The organism is Mesorhizobium sp. M7A.F.Ca.US.002.01.1.1 (assembly GCF_004022955.1).
GTDB classification, from domain to species: domain Bacteria; phylum Pseudomonadota; class Alphaproteobacteria; order Rhizobiales; family Rhizobiaceae; genus Mesorhizobium; species Mesorhizobium ciceri.
This window is the reverse complement of record NZ_RZQE01000045.1, coordinates 1-23850: the sequence shown is the minus strand read 5'-3', so window position 1 is coordinate 23850 and position 23850 is coordinate 1. Positions and strand designations below refer to the sequence as shown.

The 23850-nt window shown below is 61.8% G+C and carries 15 protein-coding genes, 1 tRNA gene and 1 pseudogene; 8 read left to right on the top strand and 9 right to left on the bottom strand.

What is annotated here, in order from left to right:
* The first annotated feature begins 221 nt into the window (after positions 1 to 221).
* The 4 genes from EN932_RS07810 (at position 222) to EN932_RS07795 (ending at position 2786) form a co-directional block, all read left to right on the top strand.
* A tRNA-Gln gene (locus EN932_RS07810) sits at positions 222 to 295 on the top strand.
* A gap of 161 nt (positions 296 to 456) precedes the next feature.
* Entirely contained in the window at positions 457 to 723 is a 267-nt protein-coding gene (locus tag EN932_RS07805; protein WP_127368311.1) for a hypothetical protein, read from the top strand.
* A gap of 241 nt (positions 724 to 964) precedes the next feature.
* On the top strand, positions 965 to 1294 hold the full coding sequence (locus EN932_RS07800) for a hypothetical protein (protein WP_127368312.1): 330 nt from the start codon (positions 965 to 967) through the stop codon (positions 1292 to 1294).
* Positions 1295 to 1808: 514 nt separating this feature from the next.
* Positions 1809 to 2786 carry a hypothetical protein gene (locus EN932_RS07795; RefSeq protein ID WP_127384549.1) on the top strand — a complete coding sequence of 326 codons (978 nt, stop codon included), beginning with the start codon at positions 1809 to 1811 and terminating at the stop codon, positions 2784 to 2786.
* Positions 2787 to 2810: 24 nt separating this feature from the next.
* Here EN932_RS07795 and EN932_RS07790 read toward each other — a convergent pair.
* Both EN932_RS07790 and EN932_RS38740 read right to left on the bottom strand, forming a co-directional pair.
* Positions 2811 to 3184, bottom strand: a pseudogene (locus tag EN932_RS07790) (IS5 family transposase); the annotation flags it as partial.
* A 38-nt stretch (positions 3185 to 3222) separates the two neighbouring features.
* Positions 3223 to 3465, bottom strand: a complete 243-nt coding sequence (locus tag EN932_RS38740; RefSeq protein WP_127384548.1) for a hypothetical protein — start codon at positions 3463 to 3465, stop codon at positions 3223 to 3225.
* Between the two features lie 733 nt (positions 3466 to 4198).
* Here EN932_RS38740 and EN932_RS07775 point away from each other — a divergent pair.
* Both EN932_RS07775 and EN932_RS07770 read left to right on the top strand, forming a co-directional pair.
* Entirely contained in the window at positions 4199 to 4831 is a 633-nt protein-coding gene (locus tag EN932_RS07775; protein WP_127384546.1) for a hypothetical protein, read from the top strand.
* Positions 4832 to 4964: 133 nt separating this feature from the next.
* On the top strand, positions 4965 to 6644 hold the full coding sequence (locus tag EN932_RS07770) for a hypothetical protein (RefSeq protein WP_127384545.1): 1680 nt from the start codon (positions 4965 to 4967) through the stop codon (positions 6642 to 6644).
* A gap of 202 nt (positions 6645 to 6846) precedes the next feature.
* Here EN932_RS07770 and EN932_RS07765 read toward each other — a convergent pair whose 3' ends face one another.
* Positions 6847 to 7065 (bottom strand): hypothetical protein, encoded by a 219-nt coding sequence (locus tag EN932_RS07765; protein WP_127368314.1) that lies wholly within the window; start codon positions 7063 to 7065, stop codon positions 6847 to 6849.
* Positions 7066 to 7355: 290 nt separating this feature from the next.
* On the opposite strand from EN932_RS07765, the gene EN932_RS07760 reads away from it, so the two are divergent.
* A complete protein-coding gene (locus EN932_RS07760) occupies positions 7356 to 8360 on the top strand; it encodes a L,D-transpeptidase (RefSeq protein WP_127366730.1) in 1005 nt (334 codons plus the stop codon).
* 86 nt (positions 8361 to 8446) lie between these two features.
* On the opposite strand, the gene EN932_RS07755 is transcribed toward EN932_RS07760, so the two are convergent.
* Positions 8447 to 9133, bottom strand: a complete 687-nt coding sequence (locus EN932_RS07755; protein WP_064995499.1) for a D-lyxose/D-mannose family sugar isomerase — start codon at positions 9131 to 9133, stop codon at positions 8447 to 8449.
* Between the two features lie 190 nt (positions 9134 to 9323).
* Between EN932_RS07755 and EN932_RS07750 the strand changes: the two genes are divergently transcribed.
* Positions 9324 to 10382, top strand: coding sequence for a D-TA family PLP-dependent enzyme (locus EN932_RS07750; protein ID WP_164753446.1), 1059 nt, complete (start codon positions 9324 to 9326; stop codon positions 10380 to 10382).
* A 21-nt stretch (positions 10383 to 10403) separates the two neighbouring features.
* Here the strand turns inward: EN932_RS07750 and EN932_RS07745 are convergent, their stop codons facing one another.
* The 5 genes from EN932_RS07745 to hutU all read right to left on the bottom strand — a co-directional run.
* Positions 10404 to 11180: a heme ABC transporter permease gene (locus EN932_RS07745; RefSeq protein WP_027162453.1), complete on the bottom strand. Its 777-nt coding sequence runs from the start codon at positions 11178 to 11180 to the stop codon at positions 10404 to 10406.
* A 107-nt stretch (positions 11181 to 11287) separates the two neighbouring features.
* Complete coding sequence (locus EN932_RS07740; protein WP_013532297.1) at positions 11288 to 13069, bottom strand: glucan ABC transporter ATP-binding protein/ permease; 1782 nt, start codon at positions 13067 to 13069, stop codon at positions 11288 to 11290.
* Positions 13070 to 13581: 512 nt separating this feature from the next.
* Positions 13582 to 22164: a glucoamylase family protein gene (locus tag EN932_RS07735; RefSeq protein WP_127384544.1), complete on the bottom strand. Its 8583-nt coding sequence runs from the start codon at positions 22162 to 22164 to the stop codon at positions 13582 to 13584.
* Between the two features lie 266 nt (positions 22165 to 22430).
* Positions 22431 to 23018 carry a HutD family protein gene (locus tag EN932_RS07730; protein ID WP_127368744.1) on the bottom strand — a complete coding sequence of 196 codons (588 nt, stop codon included), beginning with the start codon at positions 23016 to 23018 and terminating at the stop codon, positions 22431 to 22433.
* Between the two features lie 85 nt (positions 23019 to 23103).
* A partial coding sequence (gene hutU, locus EN932_RS07725; RefSeq protein ID WP_128368777.1) for a urocanate hydratase occupies positions 23104 to 23850 on the bottom strand: 747 nt, incomplete at its 5' end.

Here is a 23850-nt window from a genome sequence, read left to right as displayed (position 1 = left end):
GTGCTGTTCTTCGAACGCTCGCAATTCAGCCGGACGGAGGGTTGAGACGCGGGATTGGACTGGGAGCCGCGCGCCGGCATCTGAAGTGCGGCGTCTGAAATCACCTGACGAAACGTGCCATTGAACCACAGAGCAGGCTTGACTATTTTCCGCTGGCGGCTACAAGGCAGCGCTCACAGCGGCTTGCCCGCTCGGCCCGCACGGTTCATGACCGCGCCTGCTGGGGAATAGGTTAACGGTAGACCCACGGACTCTGACTCCGTTAGTCCTGGTTCGAATCCAGGTTCCCCAGCCAGTCCATTTTTTACGGTGAAATCAGGTACTTAACTTTTTTCATTAGCAAGGTGCGTTAGCACCTTTTGTTAGCTCGCGGGCCTGTGGAAATTGCCCTTCCGCCCGACTCTCGACGGTGATTCCGGCCTATAGTCGGCTCCCTTAACGCGAAGGGAGAACGACATGGGCGGCGAAGCTATGCTTGATGACGATAACGGCGCGGCAGAAATCGCTGCTGAATGGGGCGTCGATCTGGACCTACTCAACGATGCGTCTTGGGAACTGGAAACGATAGATGGCAATGACGGCGAGACCTACGGCTTTCTCGTTCGCTTTGATAGGGATACCGATCCAGACCTTTTGGTTTCTCTAGGTGTAGATTCCGGCAGTCTCACAAGAGAGGTTAGCTTGAACGCTTTCGACAAGCCCGATCGTGAGCCGGACGAATGAGCGTGCAGAACTCAGGCGCGGGAGGGCGACATGGAATTTGTTATAGGAATGCTTGTAAGTGGCTTTGTCGTTTGGGTGATCATGCGTCCAGCAGCTAGGGCACATCTGCCTCCAGAGAACGGCAGTCTGCCGAAGGCCGATAGCTGGAAGGACACATATTTTAAGTGCTAGGCAAAGACGAAGGGTTAGTAGGCATGCCAATCTCTGGCTTAATGGACGAAGATCACTTGGATGAGCGGCAATGAGCAACAATCCCGGCAAGAAGGGAAAGCCCGCTCCATGGCAAAAGCGGGCCGCCGAACACCGCGATCAGGCGCTAGAGGAGTATCGGCTCGCAAATAATCCGTCATACGCGGAGTGGTCAAAGCGACGGTCGGAAGCTGCCAGATCATTCAGAAAAGAAACTGGGGCCGATGACTTTTCGAACCGTGATCTTTTCAAGGCCATGAAAGCCGCGTCTGCTCGCTTGCGGGCATGGGACAAGGCAAACCCCTCCCCGACGTCATGGGACGACCACAAGCGGCTGGAAACAGAGTTTGCGGCGCAATATGTGCCAAGGGATTATTCCTAAAGGTCGTCAAGGCGGCATCAAACGATAGGCGGCGAGCGCCGACGCCAAGATGCAAAGGGCCGACAGGATGCCGGCGGCGATTCCAGTCCAATGGGTCCAACTAATCCAACGATTTGTGCCGTCATCGAACTTTGGCCAGTGCTCATCGTCGTAGAGATCATGCCGGGGCTCACGGCCTCATAGATGCGGGCGTGAAAGCTCCAGTTCGCCCAAACAAGGAAGCCGCACAGGAAGGCCAGAAGCAGGCCGGGCACATGCCACCAAAAGACCGAAGGCAGCACCGCCTTCGATAGCCGGTCGTTCTGTGCGAGGAACGCGACGGCAGCGCCATGCGCGAGCAAGAGCGATGCTATCAGCCACCCCCCGTAGTTGGCATTCAGTTGGAAGGCATGGCGCTTGTTCTTTTCGAACTCCTCATAGGTGAGCTTCCGAACCTCAATGGCTTCCCAACGAATCTTGACGGCCGGCCCTGCCTATGGTCGGTTGCGATGGGCAATCTACTTGGGGCAGGTTCATGAATATAAAAGACGCCTATAACGCTGCTGTTCGCTTGCAAGCGAACATTGTTAAAAACAAATTAGTTCAAGCTAGTTTGCAAGCTGGATCGCGGAACACGCCTAAACAGTGGAATTCTGAATTCATACGGCTGTTTGAGGATCTTGATTTCGAGGAGCGTAAATTACTCCGCGAAATCGGACAATACCAAAAATTACTTGAAGTTTATGATATCGCCAAGGAAGATCAAGGTCAGGTGTCCGTATTTGTTGTCCAAAATGCTTCTGAAGCACTTGGCAGAGTTAACGCCTACGTTCAAGCAAACGCTCCCTTTGCTAAGGGTGGAGAGAATCATGGCGCTCAGGATTCAGTCGAAATAACCTTTCCAATTGCGTCATTGAAATCGACAACCTTCGAATTATCAGAAGAGATCGATTGGTTCTTTAAATTATTTAACCGTGTATCTGCTGAATTTAGCGACGAAGAAAAGCCAACGATTATCAGCGTCGATAACGTCGACTTATCAATTGCAGTTGCGATTGATTGGAAATTCCTTCTTGTAATACTTCTTATATGGACGCGGTTCCAGAAATACATGAAGGATTCTCAAGAGATAAAAAGCGCAATTTCTACATTAATCCAGAAAGGCCTTGACGACAAGAAGGCGGACGAACTTGAAAAAGAACTTGAAAAGCAGTCTGACCAAATAATTGATGAAGTAATAAAAGAGTATGAGAAAATTGCCGGACAACAGTCTAAAGCAGGCTGGCAATCATCCTTCACACAATTTGCTCACCATCTTTTCAAGGCTAAAGACAGAGGCTATCGCCTAGAATTCATGGCAGGGCGGGACAGTAACGGGGCACTTCTCGCCGGAAGACCACCAGCCTTTGTAGAGGCTGTTCGAGAACTTAGTTATACGCGCGAGAACGATTGGGGCGGTGCTGGGCGAACTGAATTGCTCAGTAAACCCAAGGCCACGTCGGACGGCACATAATCTGCCAAGGATGAAACTCCGATTCTAGGCCGTAGACTCATAAGCGCGCAGCCACGCCGCACTGAGGCGAGTTGAACCATGGCGAGGAAGTTGCCAGCCAGCTTGTCGTAGCGGGTCGCGATCCGGCAGAAGTACTTCAGTTTGGAGAAGAAGCGCTCGATCAGGTTGCGCTCGCGATAGAGCCGCTTGCTGAAGCAGGGCTTCCAGCGCCGATTGCTCTTGGGCGGGATGTTTGGAGTTGCGCCCCGATCCTGGATCAGGTCGCGGATGCGATCAGCGTCATAGGCCTTATCGGCCAGCACGATAGTGCGCGGACCGAGGTGATCGAGCAGGTGATCGGCGATCTGCCCATCATGCGTTTGGCCTGCTGTCAGGCCAAGCCGGATGGGAAGGGCTTTAGGTCTTCGTTTTTGAAGCGCAACGATGGCTGAACGCGTTATCCCGCCGTCTGCGGCCTAACCGGCCCAGCAGTGTTCCACCGGATGAACTCGGCTTTCTTACGGGTGACGTCCCGCAAGGTCTTCAACAACACCTCATGCGGGACACCGGTCTGCCTGTAGTGGTCGCAATACGGCGATATGAATGGCTTAATGATGCTTAGGTGCAGCGCTTCCGCTGCCATTAGAAAGCGATCAATTTCAGCTTGTGATAATTGCTTTGAGGGTTTTGACCTAGTCATTGCGACACCTTTTGAGAGTCGCCACCCGAGGACAATTCCTACAGCACACCGAACCGGGCCGGCGAGCTTCCCGTCATGTCGAGATCGGCTCAGTCCGACGTAGCAGGACCCGACTCGACGACTTGCGCCGTGACTGAGGAAAGGATTCCTCGCTTCGCCAGGACAGGCTTTTCATAGTTCTTTTTCATAAATGCTCCTCGCATTTTCCACTCGCCGAAGGTGCTTTGGAGCGATCAAGTTGTCAAGCTGATGCTAAAAAGCCGCCAAAAGGATAGGAAGTTGGCAACTCGCCGGGCGAAGACCCCAACGCCCTCGGAGCCCGGCGAGCCTACTACCTAATCGGGTACGCGATCAGGACCGGGGTTCACCCAGTAACAGGTCCGGTGCAAGAGCAATGCCAGCAACCCTGTGCTGAAATGGGACGGGCGGCAAAATGACCGTAAACTTGGCCCCAGCGGAATATGGTCCTTTAATTAAATTAGCGTAGACGCATAAAAAGGCTTGTAATTCGGACAGCCGGCACTGCCCCCTCCAAGCCGGTCAGGCTCGGCGCTAGTCCCCCTCGATACCCCCCGACGCCGGGCCGCTGCTCCTAGCCGCTGGTCAGGATAAGCGCGCGAGCGATACGGCGCGTCATCGGTGTCTATGCGACGGAATCATGGAAGGCGAGATTGCCTGGTCGTTGCGTCCGCCTTAGTGAAGCTTCATGAAGGCTCCTCCACAAGGCCGCGTCATGCTCACTGATAGCCAGTACATTCTCGAACGCATGAGCCAAGGCTGCGTGACGCTCTCCGACGACGCGTTCGTCATCGACAGGCTGGTCAAGTATTTCGGCAATGGCAGGATCCGCTGGCACGTCGAATTCCGCGGGCATCGCATCGAGCTGACGACAGGCCAGCTTAAGAAGCAGCCGACCTTCCGCAGGAAGATGCTCGAACAGACAGGGGTGCTGCCGCCCCAGCGTGCCGGGACCAACTACAGGCGATGGGCACTCGATCTGAGGAAGAATGCCGTCGAGCTTCCTTGGCGGGATAGGCCGGTGGATAGCGGCTTCGCCATCGACAGGCTCGCTAGCCACGGCGACGGGCGCTGGACGGTCGAATATCAGGGCAAGACCATCAAATTCACGACGACGAAACTCCGCAGGCAGGTGAGTTTCCGCAAACGCATGCTGGCCAAGGCCAAGGTGCTGCCGCCCGAGTTGACCCCGGCTGCCTATCGGAAGTGGATGGACTGGCTCATTCAAAACGCCACCGAGGCTGCTCCGCAGGCCGGCGATGCCTTGATGACCGAGAAAAACTGGCTTGACGACCTGCCTGAGCTAGCCGGCTGGCAAAATGAAACGGTGCCCGAAGAGACCGGCTAAGGGCGGTAGTATCCAAATGCAAGCAGCGATGGCACTCGTTGCGTTTGCCATGCCTGCCAGTTTCGGCACACATTGATGGCGAAGGAGTCTGACCAGAGCTGGCTCGCTGGCAATCAGAATTGAATGAGACCACATGGACCGCTTCGACCTCGGCACCTACCGCCGCCCCATCTCCACTCGCTCGACAGAAACCCAGCGTTGGTTCGATATTGGCCTTAACTGGTGCTACGGCTTCAACCATGAGGAAGGCATCAAGTGTTTTGAGAAGGCGCTCGAAACAGATCCGGACTGTCCGATGGTGCATTGGGGCATCGCCTATGCTGCCGGACCTTTCTACAATCTGACCTGGAAGGAACATGGCGAGGCCGAGGCCGACAGCGCGACCAAGCGCTGCTTCGAGCATGTCCAACTGGCCAGGGCCAATGCGGCTTCCGCCAGTGAGATCGAGAAGCGGCTGATCGAGGCGCTGGCCGCCCGCTTCCAGAAGCCACACCGGGTGAGCCTGGAGGAATTCGAACGTTGGGATGACGCCTATGCCGCCGCGATGCGGCTTGTGTATCGGGACTTTCCCGATGACCATGATGTGATGGCACTGCTGGTCGAAGCACTGATGATGCGCACGGTGCGGCGGCTGTGGAACCTCAAGACCGGCGCGCCGGCGCCGAATTCCGATGTCGTCGAGGCGCTCGACGTCTGCGAGCGGTCGATCCGGCTTGCCGATGAGGCCGGCGCAGCACAACATCCGGCGATCGTCCACCTGCACATCCATCTCCTGGAAATGTCCACCATGCCGGAGCGCGGCATGCGGTCAGCGGATCTGCTCGGCGAGATGTGCCCCGATGCCGGGCACATGAACCACATGCCGGGGCATATCTATGTGCTGTGCGGCGAGTATGAGAAAGCAAAACGCGCCAGCGAAAAGGCGGTGCGTGCCAACGACCTCTATCTCGCCTATGCCGACGAGCCGACCTATTATTTGCTCGGCTGCTGCCACGATCTGCATCTGATGATGTTCACCTGCATGTTGTCGGGCCAGCACCAGCCTGCACTGTGGGCCGCCGACAGAGTGCGCAGCCTGGTCGCGCGCGACGTGGTCGCCATCCAGGGCCGGCCAAAGCTCACGCAGACGGTGGAAGGCTACCATGCGATGAAATCGCATGTGCAGGTGCGCTTCGGCCGCTGGCAGGAGATCATCGACGAACCGGTCACCGAGGAGCCTGGCCTCTATGTGCTGACGGCGGCCATGCAGCGCTACGCCAAAGGTGTGGCGCATGCGACGCTCAAGCATTTCGCTGAGGCTGAACGTGAGCGCGAAGAGTTCCATCGGCATCTGAAAGGCATTGCGCCCGAGCGGCGCTTCCTCAGCAACCCGGCGCAAGCTTCGCTGGCTGTCGGTGCCGCCCTGCTCGACGGCGAGCTCGCGTACCACCAGGGCCGGCATGAGGAGGCGTATGGCCATTTGCGGCAGGCGGTCGAGCTTGACGACAATCTGTCCTACACCGAGCCGTGGGCCTGGATGCACCCGCCGCGCCATGCGCTGGCGGCGCTGCTTCTCGACCAGGGTCACGCGCAGGAAGCAGAACAGGTCTATCGCGACGATCTGGGCCTGAGCGGCACGGTGCAGCGCTGTGCCCAGCATCCGAACAATGTCTGGGCATTGCACGGGCTTGTGGAATGCCTGAAACGGCGCGGCGAGACCGATGAATTGCCGACATTGCAGACAAGCCTTGCAGCGGCGCTGGCCAAGGCGGACGTACCGATCACCTCGTCCTGCCTGTGCAGGACGAGCGCGCAGCAAGGCTGCTGTCACTGACGCGAAGTCTGCCTGTCGCCACTGTTGCGGCCGATCGGCTAGAGCAATTCCAGGAAAAGTGTGAAACGGTTTTCCATCCGGAATTGCGTCAAAACAAGGAGTTAGAGCGGGTCGCCGTTTCCGTGAAACGGTGAACTGCTTTAGCCAAACAAATTGTCGACCAGATCGTCGTTGGCGGTGGAAACCTCGCCGCCCGGGTATGTCACCTGCCGATCAGCCGAGGCTCCATGCTGCGTCGCCCCACGCCTTCGATCAGCACGGAACAGTCTATCTCATCGTGAAGTTGGGCGTTTGGGTCAGACGAAAGCCAGGAAGCATAGGAGCGAAGCTGCTTGAGCCTGGCTGTTTTCTCAAGCCGTGCCTGGCGCTCATCCTCGGCTGGTTGAGCCGGTCCTTTGTTCTTCTGGGCAGGAAATTGCATCCTGGCTCTCCTCGGTCACCGAGCCTGTGGAGACGGACTCAATCGGGCGTTGGCCCGTTGTCGCTCCGGTCTCTGCGGTTCTGAAGCCAACACATGCGCTGACGGGAGTCGCCATTCATCTTGATGATGGCGGACCCTTATCAACAATGCACCCGCGCCACCGCCGGGTGCTCCTGGTCCGGGTTCACTGCGCGCACGGCACTCGGCAGTCGGACGCAACTGCAGGAAATGGAACCAGATCGGCCGTGCGACGTCATAGAAGCAGGTGCCCATACGGGAGTGTGACCTCCATGATCAGGCTCGTTCTTGTCGCGGTCGCCATGCTCGTCATGGCATGCGATGCAACGGCGGCGGCAAAACTGGACGCGGCCGCCGTCAACAACGCCCAATTTGACGGCAGCGAAGCGAAAGGCGTCAGTGCGACCGTGCTGAAGGCGCAAATCCTCTTGGATCGTGCACGCTTCTCGCCAGGCCTGATCGATGGCCGCCAAGCAGAGAACTTCACCCGGGCAGTCAGTGCGTTCCAAGCGGCCAACGGATTGCCTGCCGACGGCAAGCTCACCCGCGAGACATGGGACAAGCTGGTCGCGACCTCCTCGCGCCCCGCGATTGAGACCTACGATTTGACACGCAAGGATGTGCATGGGCCGTTCACCAGGCGAATTCCGGCACGCATGGAGAGGATGGCCCGCCTGCCCAGGCTGGCTTACCACAATGCCTTGGAAAAGATGGCGGAGCGCTTCCACATCAGCGAGCAACTGCTTGAACGGCTCAATCCCGGCATCGGCTTCAGGAGGGCGGGGCAAAAGCTGCTCGTGCCAGCTGTCACCCGAGGTGATCCGCCGCAAGACATCGCGAGCGTCGAGGTCGACAAGAGCGCTCGCCAGGTTCGGGTGCTTGACCCTTCCGGCAAAGTGCTTGCGACGTACCCCGCCTCGATCGGAAGCCAGGAGAAGCCCGCGCCGAGTGGCCAGGCGGAGGTCAAACGCGTGGTGCACCACCCAACCTATCATTACGATCCCGAGTTTGCCTTCAAGGGGGTGAAGACCAAGCGCCCCTTCACGATCGCTGCCGGGCCAAACAATCCGGTGGGATCGGTCTGGATCGACTTGTCCATCGATAGCTACGGCATTCACGGAACGCCGGACCCAGGCAAGATCGGAAAGACCTTCTCGCATGGTTGCATCAGGCTGACCAACTGGGATGCCGAAGACCTCGCCTCTGAAGTGCAAAAAGGCACAAAGGTCGTCTTCAAGGACGAAGCGGCAGGATCGGTCGAACAAGGATCGCAGTAGGTAGGCGCTACGGCCTACCCATTTTCGACCGTGTGACTAGTCACACGGTCGTGTGACTGGCGTCGCCGAGGGCGTGGAGCGGCCCCTTACCCCAGCCACTTCTCGTAGTCGGACACCAGCAGATGGATCGGGGCAACGTCTTCGTCGATGTTGGAAAAACGGCCGATCGGTTCGCGAAACACATTGTCGGTGAGATCGTCGTTGACGGTCGAGACCTCGCCGATCAGCACATCCTTGCCCTCGGCCCAAAAGGCATGCCAGACGCCGGGCAGCAGCGTGACGCTTTGGCCCGGGTCGAGCTTCAGGAGCCCGCCCGCAGGCAGCCTGTGGATGGTTCCGTCGACCGGCACCGAAACCTCGGCCTTGGGATCGATGCCGCCGTCGCGGTCATGCATGAACAGTTCCAGCACCAGCTTGCCGCCGCCACGGTTGATGATGTCCTCGGCCTTGATGTTGTGGCGATGCATCGGCGACAGCTGGTCCTTGCGCGAGATCATGATTTTCTCGGCATAGAGCATGCCCATGCCCTTCTTCATGTCCTCGTAGCGGCCGTTGCGAACGGTGAACAGGAACAGGCCGAGCTCCTTGAACTTCTCCTGACCGTAATCGGTGATGTCCCAGCCGAGCCGCGAGGTAAACACGGCCGCGGAGTCGGCCTGGCGCGCCTTCGCCTCCTGCGGCGACCAATAGGCGAAGGGCGGCATGATGTAGCCGAACGAGCGGATGAAAGCGTCGGCTTCGCGGATGATGTCGTTGATGGCGGAGCGCTTCATGATCATGATCCCTTCGTATCGATTTGTCTGGCAAATCGCATAGCCGAACGTCGATGCGGTGTCGATCCATCTCGCCGCCTGCCCGGCCTTGCGCTTAGGCGCATGGACCACAGATCCGCTTCGCTGGCCGCGTGACATCGCGGATTTTCAGGGCCATAAATCCCGCGGATTCCTCATGGGGTGAAAGATGATGCCGACCGTCCACGACCTCGATACGCCGTCGATTCTCATCGACGCCGCGCGCGCCGAAGCCAATATTGCCCGCGCCCAGGCGCATGCCGACAGGAATGGGCTGAAGCTCAGGCCGCATATCAAGACGCACAAATTGCCCTATTGGGCGAAGAAGCAGGTGGCGGCCGGCGCCGTCGGCATCACCTGCCAGAAGATCGGCGAGGCCGAGGTGATGGCCGATGCCGGGCTGGCCGATATTTTTCTTCCCTACAACATCCTTGGGCGCGCCAAGCTGGAGCGGCTTCTGGCGCTGCACGGGCGCGTCACCCTGTCGGTGACAGCGGACAGCATGGAGACGCTCGAAGGGCTGGCAGCCACCTTCACCGATGCCGGTCATCGTCTACCGGTGCTGGTCGAATGCGACACCGGCATGGGACGCTGCGGCGTGCAGTCGGCCGATGAAGCGGTTGCGCTGGCAAGACAGATCGACAGAGCCGGTGGCCTCGCCTTCGGAGGACTGATGACCTACCCGGCCGCCGGGAAGGCAGCGGAGGCCGAAGCCTGGCTCGCCGACGCCAAGCAGGCGCTGGCCGCATCGGGCCTCGCCTGCGAACGCATCTCCAGCGGCGGCACGCCGGATATGTGGCGCTCCAGCGATACATCTGTTGTCACGGAGTATCGTCCAGGCACCTACATCTATCTCGACCGCTATCAGGTCGCCAAAGGCGTCGGCACGCTCGACGATTGCGCGCTGACGGTGCTGTCGACGGTGGTCAGCCATCCCACCGCGACGCGCGCTATACTCGATGCCGGCAGCAAGGCGCTGTCCAGCGACACGCTGGGTCTCGCCGATTTCGGCGAGTTGCCCGGCGTGCCGGGAGCGCGGGTGACGGGCCTGAGCGAGGAGCACGGCACCGTCACGCTTTCGGGTGACGGCAAATTGCGCATCGGCGAGCGCGTGCGTGTCGTGCCCGACCATTGCTGCGTCGTCACAAACTTGTTCAACGAGGTCAACCTGGTCGACGGCGACAAAGTGCTGGAAACGCTGCCTGTGGCGGCGCGCGGAAGGATGGGGTGAACTAAGAAGCGTCTTGCCTTCTCACACAAGGGGAGAAGGGGGAGAGCGCTCCGCCTGCCGTGCCGCGACCCTGCGCATGGCAATCACCCGGCGACGGCGGATTTCGGTGCGCATCGCCATCAGGTGCAGCGCGAAGAACAGCACGGTGAAGCCGAGCGCCATCACCAGAAGCGGCCACAGCAGGCTGGGGTCGATGGTGGAGCCGCCCATGCGGAACACCGAGGCCGGCTGATGCAGCGTGTTCCACCAGTCGACCGAGAATTTGATGATCGGGATGTTGATGAAGCCGACCAGCGTGATGATGGCGGCGGCCCAGGCGGCGCGGCTGGCATCGTCGAGCGCACGGGTCAGCGCGATGATGCCGAGATACATCAGGAACAGCACGAAGACCGAAGTCAGCCGCGCATCCCAGACCCACCAAGTGCCCCACATCGGCTTGCCCCAGATCGAACCGGTGATCAGCGCCAGCGCGGTGAAGACCGCACCGATGGGTGCGGCTGATTTCAGCGCGACATCGGCCAGCGGATGCCGCCAGACGAGCGTGCCGAGCGCCGAGACCGCCATCAGCGTGTAGCACATCATGGCCAGCCAGGCGAAAGGCACGTGGATGTACATGATGCGGACGGTGATGCCTTGCTGGAAATCCTCAGGCGCGGCGAAGCTCATATAGAGCCCGACGGCGAGGATCAGTGCGGCGATCGTGGCCAGCCACGGCACGACCTTGTCCGCCAACCCGACGAAGCGCGTCGGGTTGGCGAGATCCATCCAGCTCGTCAGGCGTGAAGTCGTGTCGCTCATACGGTTCTACATAAACCGCCGCGGCGTTCGGGGCAATCGAGCGGTGGTGTCGCAGGGCTGCAGCGCTTTGCCTTCTCCCCTGTGGGAGAAGGCAGAGACGTGCCTGATCAGGCGGCCGCTTCCTGCTGTTGCAGCACGGTGCGGCTGAGGCGGCGGACCTCCTCGTCGTTGAGCAGGCCGCCAGCGCGCAGCAGGCTGGCAAAGCGCCCATTGCGCAGCGACAGCTCGGTGAAGCCGCCCATCTCGACCACCCTGCCCTTGTCCATGAACACGACCAGATCGGCGTCGCGAACGGTGGTCAGGCGGTGGGCGATGATGAACGTGGTGCGGTCGCGGCGCAGTTCGTCGATCGCTTCCTTGACGCGGTCCTCGGTCTCGACGTCGAGCGCGCTGGTCGCCTCGTCGAGCACCAGGATCGGTGCGTCCTTCAGCACGGCACGGGCAATGGCGATGCGCTGACGTTCGCCGCCCGACAGCTGGCCGCCACGTTCGCCAACCACCGTGTCGTAGCCATTGCTCTTGGACAGGATAAAGTCCTGTGCGGCAGCCGCATTGGCGGCGGCATGGATCTCGTCATTGCTTGCATCGGCGCGGCCGACACGGATGTTGTCCTCGATCGAGCGGTTGAGCAGGCCGGCATCCTGGAACACCGTGGCGATCGAATGGCGCACCGACTTGCGGGTCACGGTGCGGGTGTCGATGCCGTCGATCAGTATACGGCCATGGGACGGCGAGAAGACACGCTGCAGCAGGTTGATGAGCGTGGTCTTGCCGGCACCCGTCGGGCCCACGATGGCGACGGTCTGGCCCGCCTGCACCTCGAAGGACACGTCGTCGATGCCTTGGCCGGAATTGGCGAATTCAAAGCCGACATTCTCGAAGCGCACATGGCCGGTGACGTTGGAAAGATCGCGCAAGCCGTCCGGCTCGGCGGAATCAGCCGCGGAGTCCTCGAGATGGTAGAAATCCTCGAGCTTGGCACGGGCCTCGGAAATCTGGTTGGCGAAAGCCGACATCTGGTCGAGGCGAGCGATCAGCATCGTGGCAAAACCGGTGAAGGCAATGACGTCGCCGACACCCAACTGACCATGAGTCACGAGATAGGAGCCGATCGACAACACGATCAGCATCGAGATTGCCGATGACAGACGGTGCAAGGCATTGGCCAGCGCCCACCAGTCGAGCACAGGGTTCTGCGCGTCGAGCAGGTTCTTGACGTAGCGGCGCAGCGTATCGGCCTCGTGGCCGAGGCGATTGTAGCTCTGCAGCACCGCAACGTTGCTGACCGAGTCGGTCACATGCGCGAACACCTTGTGGTAGTGGCGCTCGACCGCGGCCTGGCCCGCCTTGGTGCGGCGCATGACCATCCGGCCGATGCCGACATAGAGCAGCCCGAGGCCAAGCAGCACCAGCGACATGCGCAGGTCCATGCTGATCGCGGTCGGGACCAGCAGCACGAGGGCGACAGCCGTGGACAGATGCTGGCGCATGAATTCGAGCCAAAGGCTGAACAGGGTTTCGACGGCGCGCAGCATCGTGTGCAGCGCATTGGAGGTGCCGTGCTGATGGTGCCAGGCGAGCGGCATGGTGATCACGCGCTCGAACGACTCGCAAAGCACTTCGCTGCGCCGAGCATGGGCGAAACGGTCAGCGCCGCGCGCCACCATGACGAAGGCAACGATGTTGAAGGCGCCGAGACCGGCCCACATGACCAGCGTGGTGAAGACAGAGCCACGCTCGGAGATGGCGCCGATGACGCGACCGAACATAATCGGCTCGAGAAGCGCTACGATGGCGAGAGCCACGTTGGCCGAACAGATCAACGCAACGCGTTTCCTGTCCGCGGCCAGATAACCGAGAGCTCGCCAGTAGATTTGCAGAAGGGTCACCCCAGTTACTCCGCCACGCTGTTTATTGTGCACTGCATCATTTTATTCGTACCGGTTGATACGTCGCAAAACAATGGCCGTGTACCCCTTCAGTTCCCTTAGAGCGAACAAAAGATGGCGACGTTCCGAAATCTGCCGTGATCACCTAACGGTTTGAGAAGACAGGTAAAATGTCAGGCATGCGGCGAAATCATGGCAGTTGGCACGTGCTGCCATAATTTTAATCAGCAACAATGTCGGGCGGATGACTGAGGCCGAAATCGCCTTTCGCGAAGTATAAAGCAAAACAAAGCTGCAGGATGCCCTTCCAGGCGAAGGGTGGCCAAAGCCTCACCGCTCGCGGCTACTCCTATGGGGCGCCTCAAACCTTTGATTTCATAGACTTCTCGGCGGGATGCCCGTCAACGGCAGACGGCAACGCCAGGCGGGATGGGGCCTCTCATCCCGCCTGGCGTGACAAAAGTCGCGGTCGGGGCCTCAGCCCCGAGCGCATGCTTTTTGGGCAACAGGCCTCAGGCCGGAATCCTGACGACAACCTCGGCAACTTCGCCGTCCTTCAGCTCGACTGCCGAAGCCTTGGTCTTTGCCCCATTCACCTCCAGCGACACGGCCTTGGCCTTATTGTCGCGGATGACACGAACCTTGAGTTCCGCCCCCAGCATTTTGAGATTTGCCGAGTACCCATCCCAGTGGCTTGGCAGCTTCGGCTTGAACTGGACACGCTTGCCGCGCCGTTCGATGCCCAGAATGCCTTCGACCGCAGCCCTGTAGAGCCAGCCGGCAGAGCCGGTGTACCAGGTCCAGCCGCCACGGCCGCCCTTGCCGTTGCCGGCATTGTCGTCCCCGGCATAGATGTCGGCCGCCACGATATAGGGCTCGACTCGATAGTGCTCGGCCGTGGCCTCGTCGGTCGCGTGGTTGACGGGATTCAGCATCGAGAAACAACGATAGGCCTCGTCGACCTGCCCCATCTCGGCAAGCGCGATGACGAACCATGTGGCGGCGTGGGTGTACTGGCCGCCATTCTCGCGCACGCCAGGCGGATAGCTCTTGATGTAACCGGGGTCCTTTTCCGTCTTCGAGAATGGCGGCGTGAACAGCTTGACGATCTTCAGCTTGTCGTCGACGAGCAGCTTCGTTGCTTGCTCCATGGCGGTGGTCGACCGTGCCGGGTCGCCCTCTCCCGAAAGCACACTCCAGGACTGGGCGATCGAGTCGATCTTGCACTCCTGCGAGTGGCGAGACCCCAAAGGCGTGCCGTCGTCGAAACTGCCGCGCCGGTACCATTCGCCGTCCCATGCGGTGCTCTCAAGCGCCCGCTTCAGAACATCGGCATGCTTTGCCCAGGCCTGTGCTCGCTTGGCATCACCCTCGGTCTTGGCGACGGGGGCGAAATCGCCCAGCGTCTTCAGCAGGAACCAGCCGAGCCAGACGCTCTCGCCCTTGCCGTGCTCGCCGACGCGGTTCATGCCGTCGTTCCAGTCGCCGCCGAGGATCAGCGGCAGGCCCGCGGGGCTGCTGCGCTTGATGGCGAGATCGAGCGCACGCGCGCAATGATCGTAGAGCGTCGCTGTCTTCTTCGAGATTTCCGGGGTGAAGAAGGCATCGTGCTCGCCCTCGCCCAGCGGCTGTCCATCGATGAAGGCCAATTGCTCCTTGAGGATGGAGGCATCGCCAGTGACCAGCAAATAGCGCGCCGTAGCGTGGGCAAGCCAGACCACGTCGTCGGAGATCAACGTGCGTACGCCAGCACCCGTGCGCGGCAGCCACCAGTGCTGCACGTCGCCTTCGGGGAACTGCCGCCGCGCCGCGTTGAGGATCTGGTCGCGCGCCAACTGTGGGTCATGCGCCAGCAGCGCCAGCGTATCCTGCAACTGGTCGCGGAAGCCGAAGGCGCCGCTGGCCTGATAGAAGGCCGAGCGGGCGCGGATGCGGCAGGCCAGGCTTTGATAGGGAAGCCAGTGGTTGACCATGGCGTCGAGCGCCTTGTCGGGCGTCTCGACCTGGATGGTGTCGAGGAAGCCGCGCCATTCGCGCTCATTGTCGGCCAATCGCTGGTCGAAGTCCTTGGCCCGATGCTCCTGCACCAGCGCGCTCGCCTCCTCGACCGACTCGGCGTCGCCGAGCAGCCAGAGCAGCGTCACGTCGCCGCCTGCCGGGATCTCGACGTCGCGGGCAATCGCCGCGCACGGATCGTCGCCGGCCTCGACACGGCCAGACAGCGCCGCACCACTCAGCACCGCCTGCGGTAGCTCGCTGGAACCATGCCGGCCCAGGAACTCCGATCGGTCTGTGGTCACCGAATGGACGCCGCCGTCGGCCGCCAGGAAGGCCACACGCTCGCCGAAATCCAGCCCATAGGGGTTTTGTGCCAGCAGCGCACCGGTTGCCGCGTCCCGCGACGGGACGATGGTTGCCGCAGTGCGCGACCGATGCCCGCCGAGCACCCATTCGGCATAAGCATAGACACGCAGCCGCGCCGGCACCGAGCCGGAATTCTGGATGCGCAGCCGCGAGATCTTCAGGGAATCGACCGGATCGACGACATGGGTAAGGTCCATCGACAACGGTCCGCGCTTCGAGCGGAAGGTCGAGAAACCCTGGCCGTGCCAGGCCTCGTAGGTCATCGAGGGATCGCGCACCATGGCGGCGAGCGGCGAGAATGCCTTGCCGCTGGCCTGATCGTAGATATAGAGGCCCTCGCCCGGGCGGTTCGAGACCGGATCATTCGACCACGGCGTCAATTGGTAGTCGCGGCTGTTTCGGCTCCAGGTGAAGGCTGCGCCCTCGGCGGAGGTGTGGAACCCGAACGAGGCGTTGGAGACGACGTTGATCCACGGCTGCGGCGTCGTGCGCCGCCCGGCCAGGCGCACGACATAGTGCCGTCCGTCGCCGTCGAAACCGCCAAAGCCGTTCCATTGGCTGAGTCCGCTGCCATCGGCGCTGACATTGGCCACCGCCTGCGAGGCAGGAGTATGCGTCGTGGGTGTCGGCGACGGCAATTCACGCGGAATCGGCAACGTTGCCAGAGCATCCCGCGCCTGCAGGGCCGCCGCCTCGGCGCGCTCGATCTGGTCGAAGATGGTGCCGTTGCGCGTGTGCAGGACGACGCGGGCGACGGCGAGCAGCGTCTTGTAGGTGGTCTCGTCCATGAGGTCGCGGCGTACCGCGAAGATGTGCTGGCGCGGCCCGAGCTCCTTGCCGCGCAGACGGCTGTTTTCGCACAGCGTCTCGACCGCCCGCTGCAGGTCCTGGACATAGGAGGACGCCTGCTCGTTGACGACGACGAAGTCGATCATCATGCCGCGGGTGCGCATATATTCCTGGAACCGCAGCGCCTGGGCGACGATTTCGAGATCGGCGACATCGCCGATCCTGACCAGGAAGATCGGGAAATCGCCGGAAATGCTTGTCGGCCACAGGCTCGACTGCTTGCCCAGCCCCGAGGCGATGGATTCGGCGGGAAGACGCAGGAACGGATCCGGATAGATCAGATAGCGCGCCAGCTTCTGCACATTGGCGGCATCGGTCAGGCTGAGGCCCATGTGGCGGGTCTGCACCTGGCTGCGCGTCCAGGCAAGCATGGCCTGGCGGGCAAAGCTCTCCGGATGGTCGAGGCGGGCGATGGCTTCGTCCAGTTCGGCACGGCCGGCGCCGACAACCGTCCAGAAGGTCAGCGATATCTTCTTGTTGGCCGGCACGCGCACCTGGCGGCGCAGCGAGGCGACGGGATCGAGCGTAAAGCCTGAGTGGCCGCCCAGCCTGGCGCCCGGGTCGAAAGCGGCTGCGTCGACGATGGTGCGGCCACGGCCGATGAAGGCGCGCCTGTCGGTCTCGGCCTCGGCGTCGCGCGCCGATCCGGACGGATCGGTGACGAAATGCACCATGGCGATATCGGGCTCGCTGGTCTCGCGCTTGCGCCGCGTGGCGAAGATCGCCGCGTTGTTCGCAGAGATTTCGGTTTCCACGAACATCTTCGAGAAGGCCGGATGCGCGTTGTCGGACGCCTCCAGGCCGAGCACCAGCTCGGCAAAGGAGGTCACTTCGATGTGACGGTCGGACGGACCGTCATTGTAGAGCGTGACCCGACGGCCCTCGCCATTGCCTTCCGAGATGACGATGCATTCGACCTCGGAGCGCAAGGTGCCCACCGATTTGACGAAGCTCGCCTTGTCGTCGGAGAACAAGGTCTGCGCCTTTTCCTCGGCGGCTCGCTTCGGTTCGGCTGTAGCCGACCACCAGTCGCCGGTGCCGGCGTCACGCAGGAAGATGTAGGAGCCGAGCCGGTCCTCGGTCGGATCCGGCTGCCAGCGGGTGACGGAGAGATCGCCCCAGCGGCTGTAGCCCGAGCCGGTCGCGCTGACCATCACCGAATAGCGGCCGTTCGACATGACGTTGGTCGACCGCAGCGACTGCAGCGGATTGAGCACGATGCGGGTGTCGGGGCTGTCGACTTCGGTCTCGTCCTTGGAGCGTTCGTCGGCCTCGGTCCTGACGGTCGCTGTCGGGATGTCGCGCGGCGCCCTCTCCTGCAGCAAGAGTTCGGCCGATTCGATGACCGGATCGCTGTGGAAGCGGTCGCGCATGCGACCTTCGAAGATGGCGTCGGCAACCGCCGCGATCGACATGCCCGAATGGTGGGCCATATAATTCTGGACGACGACATGGTCCGTGCCTTCCGGCACGCGCTGCGGCGTGAAGTCGACGGCATCGTAGTAGCCGTGGCGGCCGAGCGCCCCGATCTCCCGCAATCGGGCGAGATTCAGCACGGCTTCACGCGGATTGAACTGGGCCGCCAGTATGGTGGCGTAAGGCGCGATCACCGTGTTCTGGCCAAGACCGCGCTTCAGCCCGAGGCCTGGAACGCCGAAATTGGTATATTGGTAGGTCAGTTCGCGGTCGCGGGCATTGTAGGCGGCCTCCGAAATGCCCCACGGCACGTTCTTCTGGCGGCCATACTGGATCTGGCGTTTGATGATCAGCTTGCTGGTTTGGTTGAGGATCGAGCCCTGCGGCTCCTTCATGACCAGCGGCGGCATCAGATATTCGAACATCGAGCCGGACCAGGACATCAGCGCGCCCTGGAAACCGATTTCGACGATCGGCCGGCCAAGCCTGAACCAGTGCTCGGTCGGCAGATCGCCCTTGGCGATGGCGAACAGGCTGGTCAGCCGCGCTTCGGAAGCCAGAAGGTCGTAGCAGCTTTCGTCGAGCTGGTGTTCCTCGACCCGGTAGCCGATCGACAGCAGCTTGCGCTCCGGCCGCATCAGGAAGGAGAAATCCATCTCGAAGGCATAGCGGCGGGTGCGCTCGCGTAAGGTGAGCAGCTTGGCACGCAGCGCCTCGACGGCATTGTCGTCGCTGTGCGCGTCATGGACGTGCGCTTCGCAGGTGGCTTCCAGCCTTGCCGCCCAGTCGACGATGACGTCGCTTTGGGGCGACACCGCCTCGGTATGGATGGCGGTGGCCAATTTTCGGATCTCGCCGGCCAGCACGGCCAGGTTGATGGTGCGGATCGACGCCATTTCGGGCTGCGCCTTGATGGTGTCGACAGCGCGCCGCATGCCGTCGAGACGGTCGGCGAGGCGCTGGCGCAGCGGGCGCAGCTGACGGCGGTCGTCGGGCAGATCATCGAGGCTTTCGCTGAGGATGGTGACCGTGTCGAGAATGCCTTCGAAATCGCCCTGGAGGTGCACGGAGGGCGCCTCGGCCCATTCGGCGCAGGCCGCCGCCACCGCCACCAGATGGCCGGCGAGATTGCCGCTGTCGACAGCCGAGATGTAGAGCGGATAAAGCGGCTTCAGCGTCGTGGTGTCGTACCAGTTGAAGAGGTGACCGCGCTCACGCGGCATGCCCTCGATCGTGGCCATGGTGGCGTCGATGCGGGTGATGGCGTCGGACAGGCTGATCCATCCGAAGTCGCGGGCGGAAACGACGGACAGCAGGTAGACGCCGATATTGGTCGGCGAAGTACGAGGCGCCACCACCGGCGCCGGGCTTTCCTGGAAATTGTCGGGCGGCAGATGGTGATGCTCTGCCGTCACGAAGCTTTCGAAATAATGCCATGTGCGCCGCGCCACCGTGCGCAACGTATGGATATCGGCCTGCGATATGCGCAAGCGATCCTCGGTTTCAGCCGAACGGCTGATCCAGCTGGCGATGGCGGGCGAGCCAATCCAGAACAGCGCGAAGAAGAAGGCAACGAAGGCGCCGGTCGAATCGGCCAGCACCGGAATGGCAAGGCCGACGAAGCCGATGATCACGGCGCCATACATCATGCCGTAATAGGAACCGACATCGTTGTCGCCCGCCTTGTGCGCCTGCGAGGCGGTGCGCCATTCCAAAAGGTTCTGGCGGCTGACGAACAACCGATAGAGCGTGCGCACGATGGCATCGCCCATCATCCAGGCGTTGTGCGCCATCAGGACGATCTTCAGCGCCACCATGGCGGTGCCGAAGGCGACGTCGCGTGCCAGGGCCGAGAAATGGCCGCGTGGCGTCTGGTCGCCGCTCTTGGGCAGGATGGCGTTGACGATGTCGAATGTCGGCGCCATGAACAGGCTGAGGATCAGCAGGGCCTGCCATTGCGCGGCCTGTGTGAAGGGCAGCAGCGTCCAGCCGGCAATCGCCGCCATCACCCAGAAGATCGGCGTCAGCGAGCGGCGCAGATTGTCGATCATCTTCCAGCGCGACAGCGCCGGCACGCCGGAGCGCGGATCGAGCATGAAGCCGAGCAACTGCCAGTCGCCGCGCGCCCAGCGATGGTGGCGCGAGGCGTCGACCGAGTAGCGGGTCGGATAGTCCTCGACCAGTTCGACGTCGGTGACCAGCGCCGATCGCGCCAGCGCGCCCTCCAGCAGATCATGGCTGAGGATGGTGTTTTCCTCGATGCGGCCCTGCAGGGCGGCCTCGAAGGCGTCGACGTGATAGAGGCCCTTGCCGGTGAAGGACCCGTCGCCGAAGACGTCCTGATAGAGATCGGACACGGCAAAGACATAAGGGTCGAGGCCGCGATTGGCCGAAAACACCCGCTGGAAGAACGACGCATCGTCGCCTGATGTCAGCGACGCGGTGATGCGCGGCTGCAGGATCGCGTAGCCGGCGGTGACGACGCGCTTGCTGGCATCGAAATGCGGCCGGTTGAGCGGGTGGCAGAGCTTGCCTACGAGGGTGGCGACCGCGTCACGGGTGGTGCGCGTGTCGGCATCGAGCGTCATCACGTGGACGACGTTCTCCGGCAGCGGCACGTCGAGCGGCAGGAACGTGGTGTCGCTGTCGCCGCGCAGCAGAAGGTCGAGTTCATGCAGCTTGCCGCGCTTGCGCTCCCAGCCCATCCACGACCCTTGCGCCGCATTGAAGAGCCGGCGCCGGTGCAGGATATAGAAGCGCGGCGCGCCTTCGGAGGGATAGCGTGCGTTGAGGCGAGCGATCTCGGCACGCGCGAATTCGAGGATTTCGGTGTCGGCAGCATCGATCTCGGTCTTCGAGTCCGGCCAGTCCGACAGCAGCGCGAAATGGATTTCATCGGCCGTGTTGGCGAGATGATGCACCTCGATATTGCGGATGTTTTCCTCGACATCGTCGCGCGAGCCGATCAGCGACGGCACCACCACCAGCGTGCGCGCCTCGGGCGGCACGCCGTGCCGGTAATCGTAGCCGACGAGGCGCGTCGGTTTCAGGAACAGCGAAACGACCGTGTTGAAGAAGGCGAGCGCGCCCTCGCTGGCCGGCACGGCAAACAGCGCCAGCATGAGGACGATCGAAGGCACCGACAGGCCGAGATTGGCGAGTGCGTTGCCGGAGAGGACGAGAAGCAGCGCCGTCAGCGCAAACACCGGTACGACGATGCCGAGCCAGCCGGTCTTGCGGAAGGCACGCTTGACTGTCTGGCTGACGGTGGGTCGATAGCCGATCGCCTTCTCCAGCTCGAGCCGGCGTGGGCCGACGAGAAAGAAGCCGACATCGGTGTGGGCGGACCCGGTTAAAACGACGTCGCCGTCGCCATCGCTGGCGGCGTGGCCGGCCAGCTCGATGGCCTTCTCGGCGACGCGATATTCCGAAAGGTTCGAGCGGCGCGCCAATTCCTCGATCGCGGTCCGGTACTGGTCGCGCGAGAAGAAGTCGAGCGCGGCGAAATCGGTGCGCTCGCGCAGCACGGTGTCGATGCGGCTGACGCCTTCGAACCACACGGTCCAATCGACGTCGTTGATGAGGCGCAGGCCACGAATGATGTTGCCCGTCGTCACATTGCCGCTGGACAACGTGTGATGTTCGGAAATGATGATTTCCTCGGCATCGGAGCCGGTCTTTTCGAGCTCGCCTTCCAGCCATTCCAGAGCCTTGCCGGCATTCTGCGAGCCATCGCGCAGGCGATAGAGCAGCTGGGTGGCGAAGGTGGTGTCCTGTGCGTGGGCGCTGAAATTGGACAGGATCGACTGCCGGTCGGCGCTGTCGTCGGTGGCCAGGACCTTGTCGGCCACATCGTTGGCGATCTGACGCATCTGACGGGTTCGATTGACCCTGACCGCCAGCCGGCGCAGATTTTCGATCAGCACGAAGCGCAACAGCGAAGGCAGCGCCCAGAGTTCGCCGATCTTCAGCGGCTCGACCGACTGAAAACCCTGGACGATGGACTTGAACATCGTCGCCGAAACGGAACTGTCCGAATGTGCGACATAGGTCCAGGCCAGCGCCAGCGCGCGCGGCACGCTGCCGCCGTCAGGCAGCTTCAGGGTCGGCAACTGGCGATAGAAGCGGCGCGGCAGGTCGCGCTTGACCTGGAAAATGGTCTCTTCGACCAGGTAATTGTTGTCGAGCAGCCATTGTGCCGCCGGCGTGATCGTCTCGCCCCTCGCCTGCGCCGCATTGGTCGACCGGTAGACTTCCAAAATCTTCTTGGCGCTGTCGCGGATACGGGCCTGAAAATCGAAGGGCGTCAGCCCGAACAGGTCTGTGAGGTCGCCTTTCGCCAGGCTTTCACCGAGCAGCCGAAGGCGCTCTTCGGGCAGGTAATTGGAGCGGATCGGCTCTTCGGTGATGGCCGGGAAGCTCGCGCTTGTCTTCTCGATTTGGGCAGGATTCGTCTGAATATTCATTGAAAATTCCGTAAGCGGGCACTGAGCGGCGTCACCGCCACGGCAATGGCCCTAAAACCGGTTCAAATGCAATTGGTTGCATAAACCCCACTTGCCGAAAGTTTGTTTCCGCACCACGACAGGGCGTCGTCTCTCAGCAAAACTCAAAGACAAGCACCCCACTTCCCGCCAGCCAGATCGGCGGAGAGGATTCAGGCTTTTTCGTGATGCCGCCAGCAGCTTACGCTATATTTCGCCGGTACCGCGATCATGTTTGGAAACAAGCGTTAATCGTTGCCGGCGATGGCGCGGATCCGGATCACGAACAGCGTTGCCTCATGGGCGGGTTGGACAAGCAGGCCGGTGCTGACCGGCCCGGACAGCAGAGTGTCAAGCGGCCCGAGGCGAACCGGTTCAGCGGCGGGCACACTGATGTCGCCGTCCAAGCACAGGATGAGCGTTGTGCCGGCTTCAGTCCGGATTTCCACGGGGGCCGAAATCACCAGGCGTTCGACCGAATGCGTCATCCGGCTTCGGCGGGTCATGACATTGAGATCGGTGATCGGTCCGCCGATCAGCGCGGCCGAGGTCTGCACGTCGGCCGGGAAAGAAAACAGGGCGGTCGTCCTGTTTATAGATCTCGGCGGGTAGCCGGCAATCTCGAGGACGATGCCCTCGCCTTCGAGCACGGCAAGGGTGCGATCGATGCCGGCGAATTGCGAGAACGGACCGCTCGATTCGACACGCGCCATCGACACGCGCCAGTCGAAATCGTTTAGCCCGGCACCGGGCGGCGAGACGGCGATTTCCGTCGTCACGCCGCCGCCGTTCTTCCACGGCATCGACCGGTATTCGGCTGCCCGCAGGATGCGCATACCTAGCCCTCCGCTATGGTTACGGGCGTTCGAAACTCGAAAAGCCGACTCCGCGGCTTTTCGCCTGCCTGCGGCCGGACGTTTCTCACCCGAGAATGCCGGGCAGGTTGAGCTGGTGCTCCTTGGCGCATTCGATGGCAACGTCGTAGCCGGCATCGGCGTGGCGCATGACACCGGTCGCCGGGTCGTTCCACAACACCCGCTCCAGGCGCCTGGCGGCTTCGCGCGTGCCGTCGGCGACGATGACCATGCCGGCGTGCTGCGAGAAACCCATGCCGACGCCGCCGCCATGGTGCAGCGACACCCAGGTGGCACCGGACGCCGTGTTGAGCAATGCGTTGAGCAGCGGCCAGTCGGACACCGCGTCCGAGCCGTCCTTCATCGATTCCGTTTCGCGGTTCGGCGAAGCAACCGAGCCGGAATCGAGGTGATCGCGACCGATGACGACAGGCGCCTTCAGCTCACCCTTGGCCACCATTTCATTGAAGGCAAGGCCGAGCTTGTGGCGGTCGCCAAGGCCGACCCAGCAGATGCGCGCCGGCAGGCCCTGGAAGGCGATGCGCTCGCGCGCCATGTCCAACCAGTTGTGCAGGTGGGTGTTGCCGGGCGTCAGTTCGCGCACCTTGGCGTCGGTCTTGTAGATATCTTCCGGATCGCCCGACAGAGCCGCCCAGCGGAAGGGGCCTATGCCGCGGCAGAACAGCGGACGGATATAGGCCGGCACGAAGCCGGGGAAGGCAAAGGCGTTCTCGAACCCCTCCTCCTTGGCCACCTGGCGGATGTTGTTGCCATAGTCGAGCGTCGGCACGCCGGCGTTCCAGAACGCCACCAT

Bases quoted from the DNA above. Each gene is read 5' to 3' on its own strand.
- EN932_RS07805 (WP_127368311.1), top strand. From the start codon at position 457: ATGGGCGGCGAAGCTATGCTTGATGACGATAACGGCGCGGCAGAAATC.
- EN932_RS07800 (WP_127368312.1), top strand. From the start codon at position 965: ATGAGCAACAATCCCGGCAAGAAGGGAAAGCCCGCTCCATGGCAAAAG.
- EN932_RS07795 (WP_127384549.1), top strand. From the start codon at position 1,809: ATGAATATAAAAGACGCCTATAACGCTGCTGTTCGCTTGCAAGCGAAC.
- EN932_RS38740 (WP_127384548.1), bottom strand. From the start codon at position 3,465: ATGACTAGGTCAAAACCCTCAAAGCAATTATCACAAGCTGAAATTGAT.
- EN932_RS07775 (WP_127384546.1), top strand. From the start codon at position 4,199: ATGCTCACTGATAGCCAGTACATTCTCGAACGCATGAGCCAAGGCTGC.
- EN932_RS07770 (WP_127384545.1), top strand. From the start codon at position 4,965: ATGGACCGCTTCGACCTCGGCACCTACCGCCGCCCCATCTCCACTCGC.
- EN932_RS07765 (WP_127368314.1), bottom strand. From the start codon at position 7,065: ATGCAATTTCCTGCCCAGAAGAACAAAGGACCGGCTCAACCAGCCGAG.
- EN932_RS07760 (WP_127366730.1), top strand. From the start codon at position 7,356: ATGATCAGGCTCGTTCTTGTCGCGGTCGCCATGCTCGTCATGGCATGC.
- EN932_RS07755 (WP_064995499.1), bottom strand. From the start codon at position 9,133: ATGAAGCGCTCCGCCATCAACGACATCATCCGCGAAGCCGACGCTTTC.
- EN932_RS07750 (WP_164753446.1), top strand. From the start codon at position 9,324: ATGCCGACCGTCCACGACCTCGATACGCCGTCGATTCTCATCGACGCC.
- EN932_RS07745 (WP_027162453.1), bottom strand. From the start codon at position 11,180: ATGAGCGACACGACTTCACGCCTGACGAGCTGGATGGATCTCGCCAAC.
- EN932_RS07735 (WP_127384544.1), bottom strand. From the start codon at position 22,164: ATGAATATTCAGACGAATCCTGCCCAAATCGAGAAGACAAGCGCGAGC.
- EN932_RS07730 (WP_127368744.1), bottom strand. From the start codon at position 23,018: ATGCGCATCCTGCGGGCAGCCGAATACCGGTCGATGCCGTGGAAGAAC.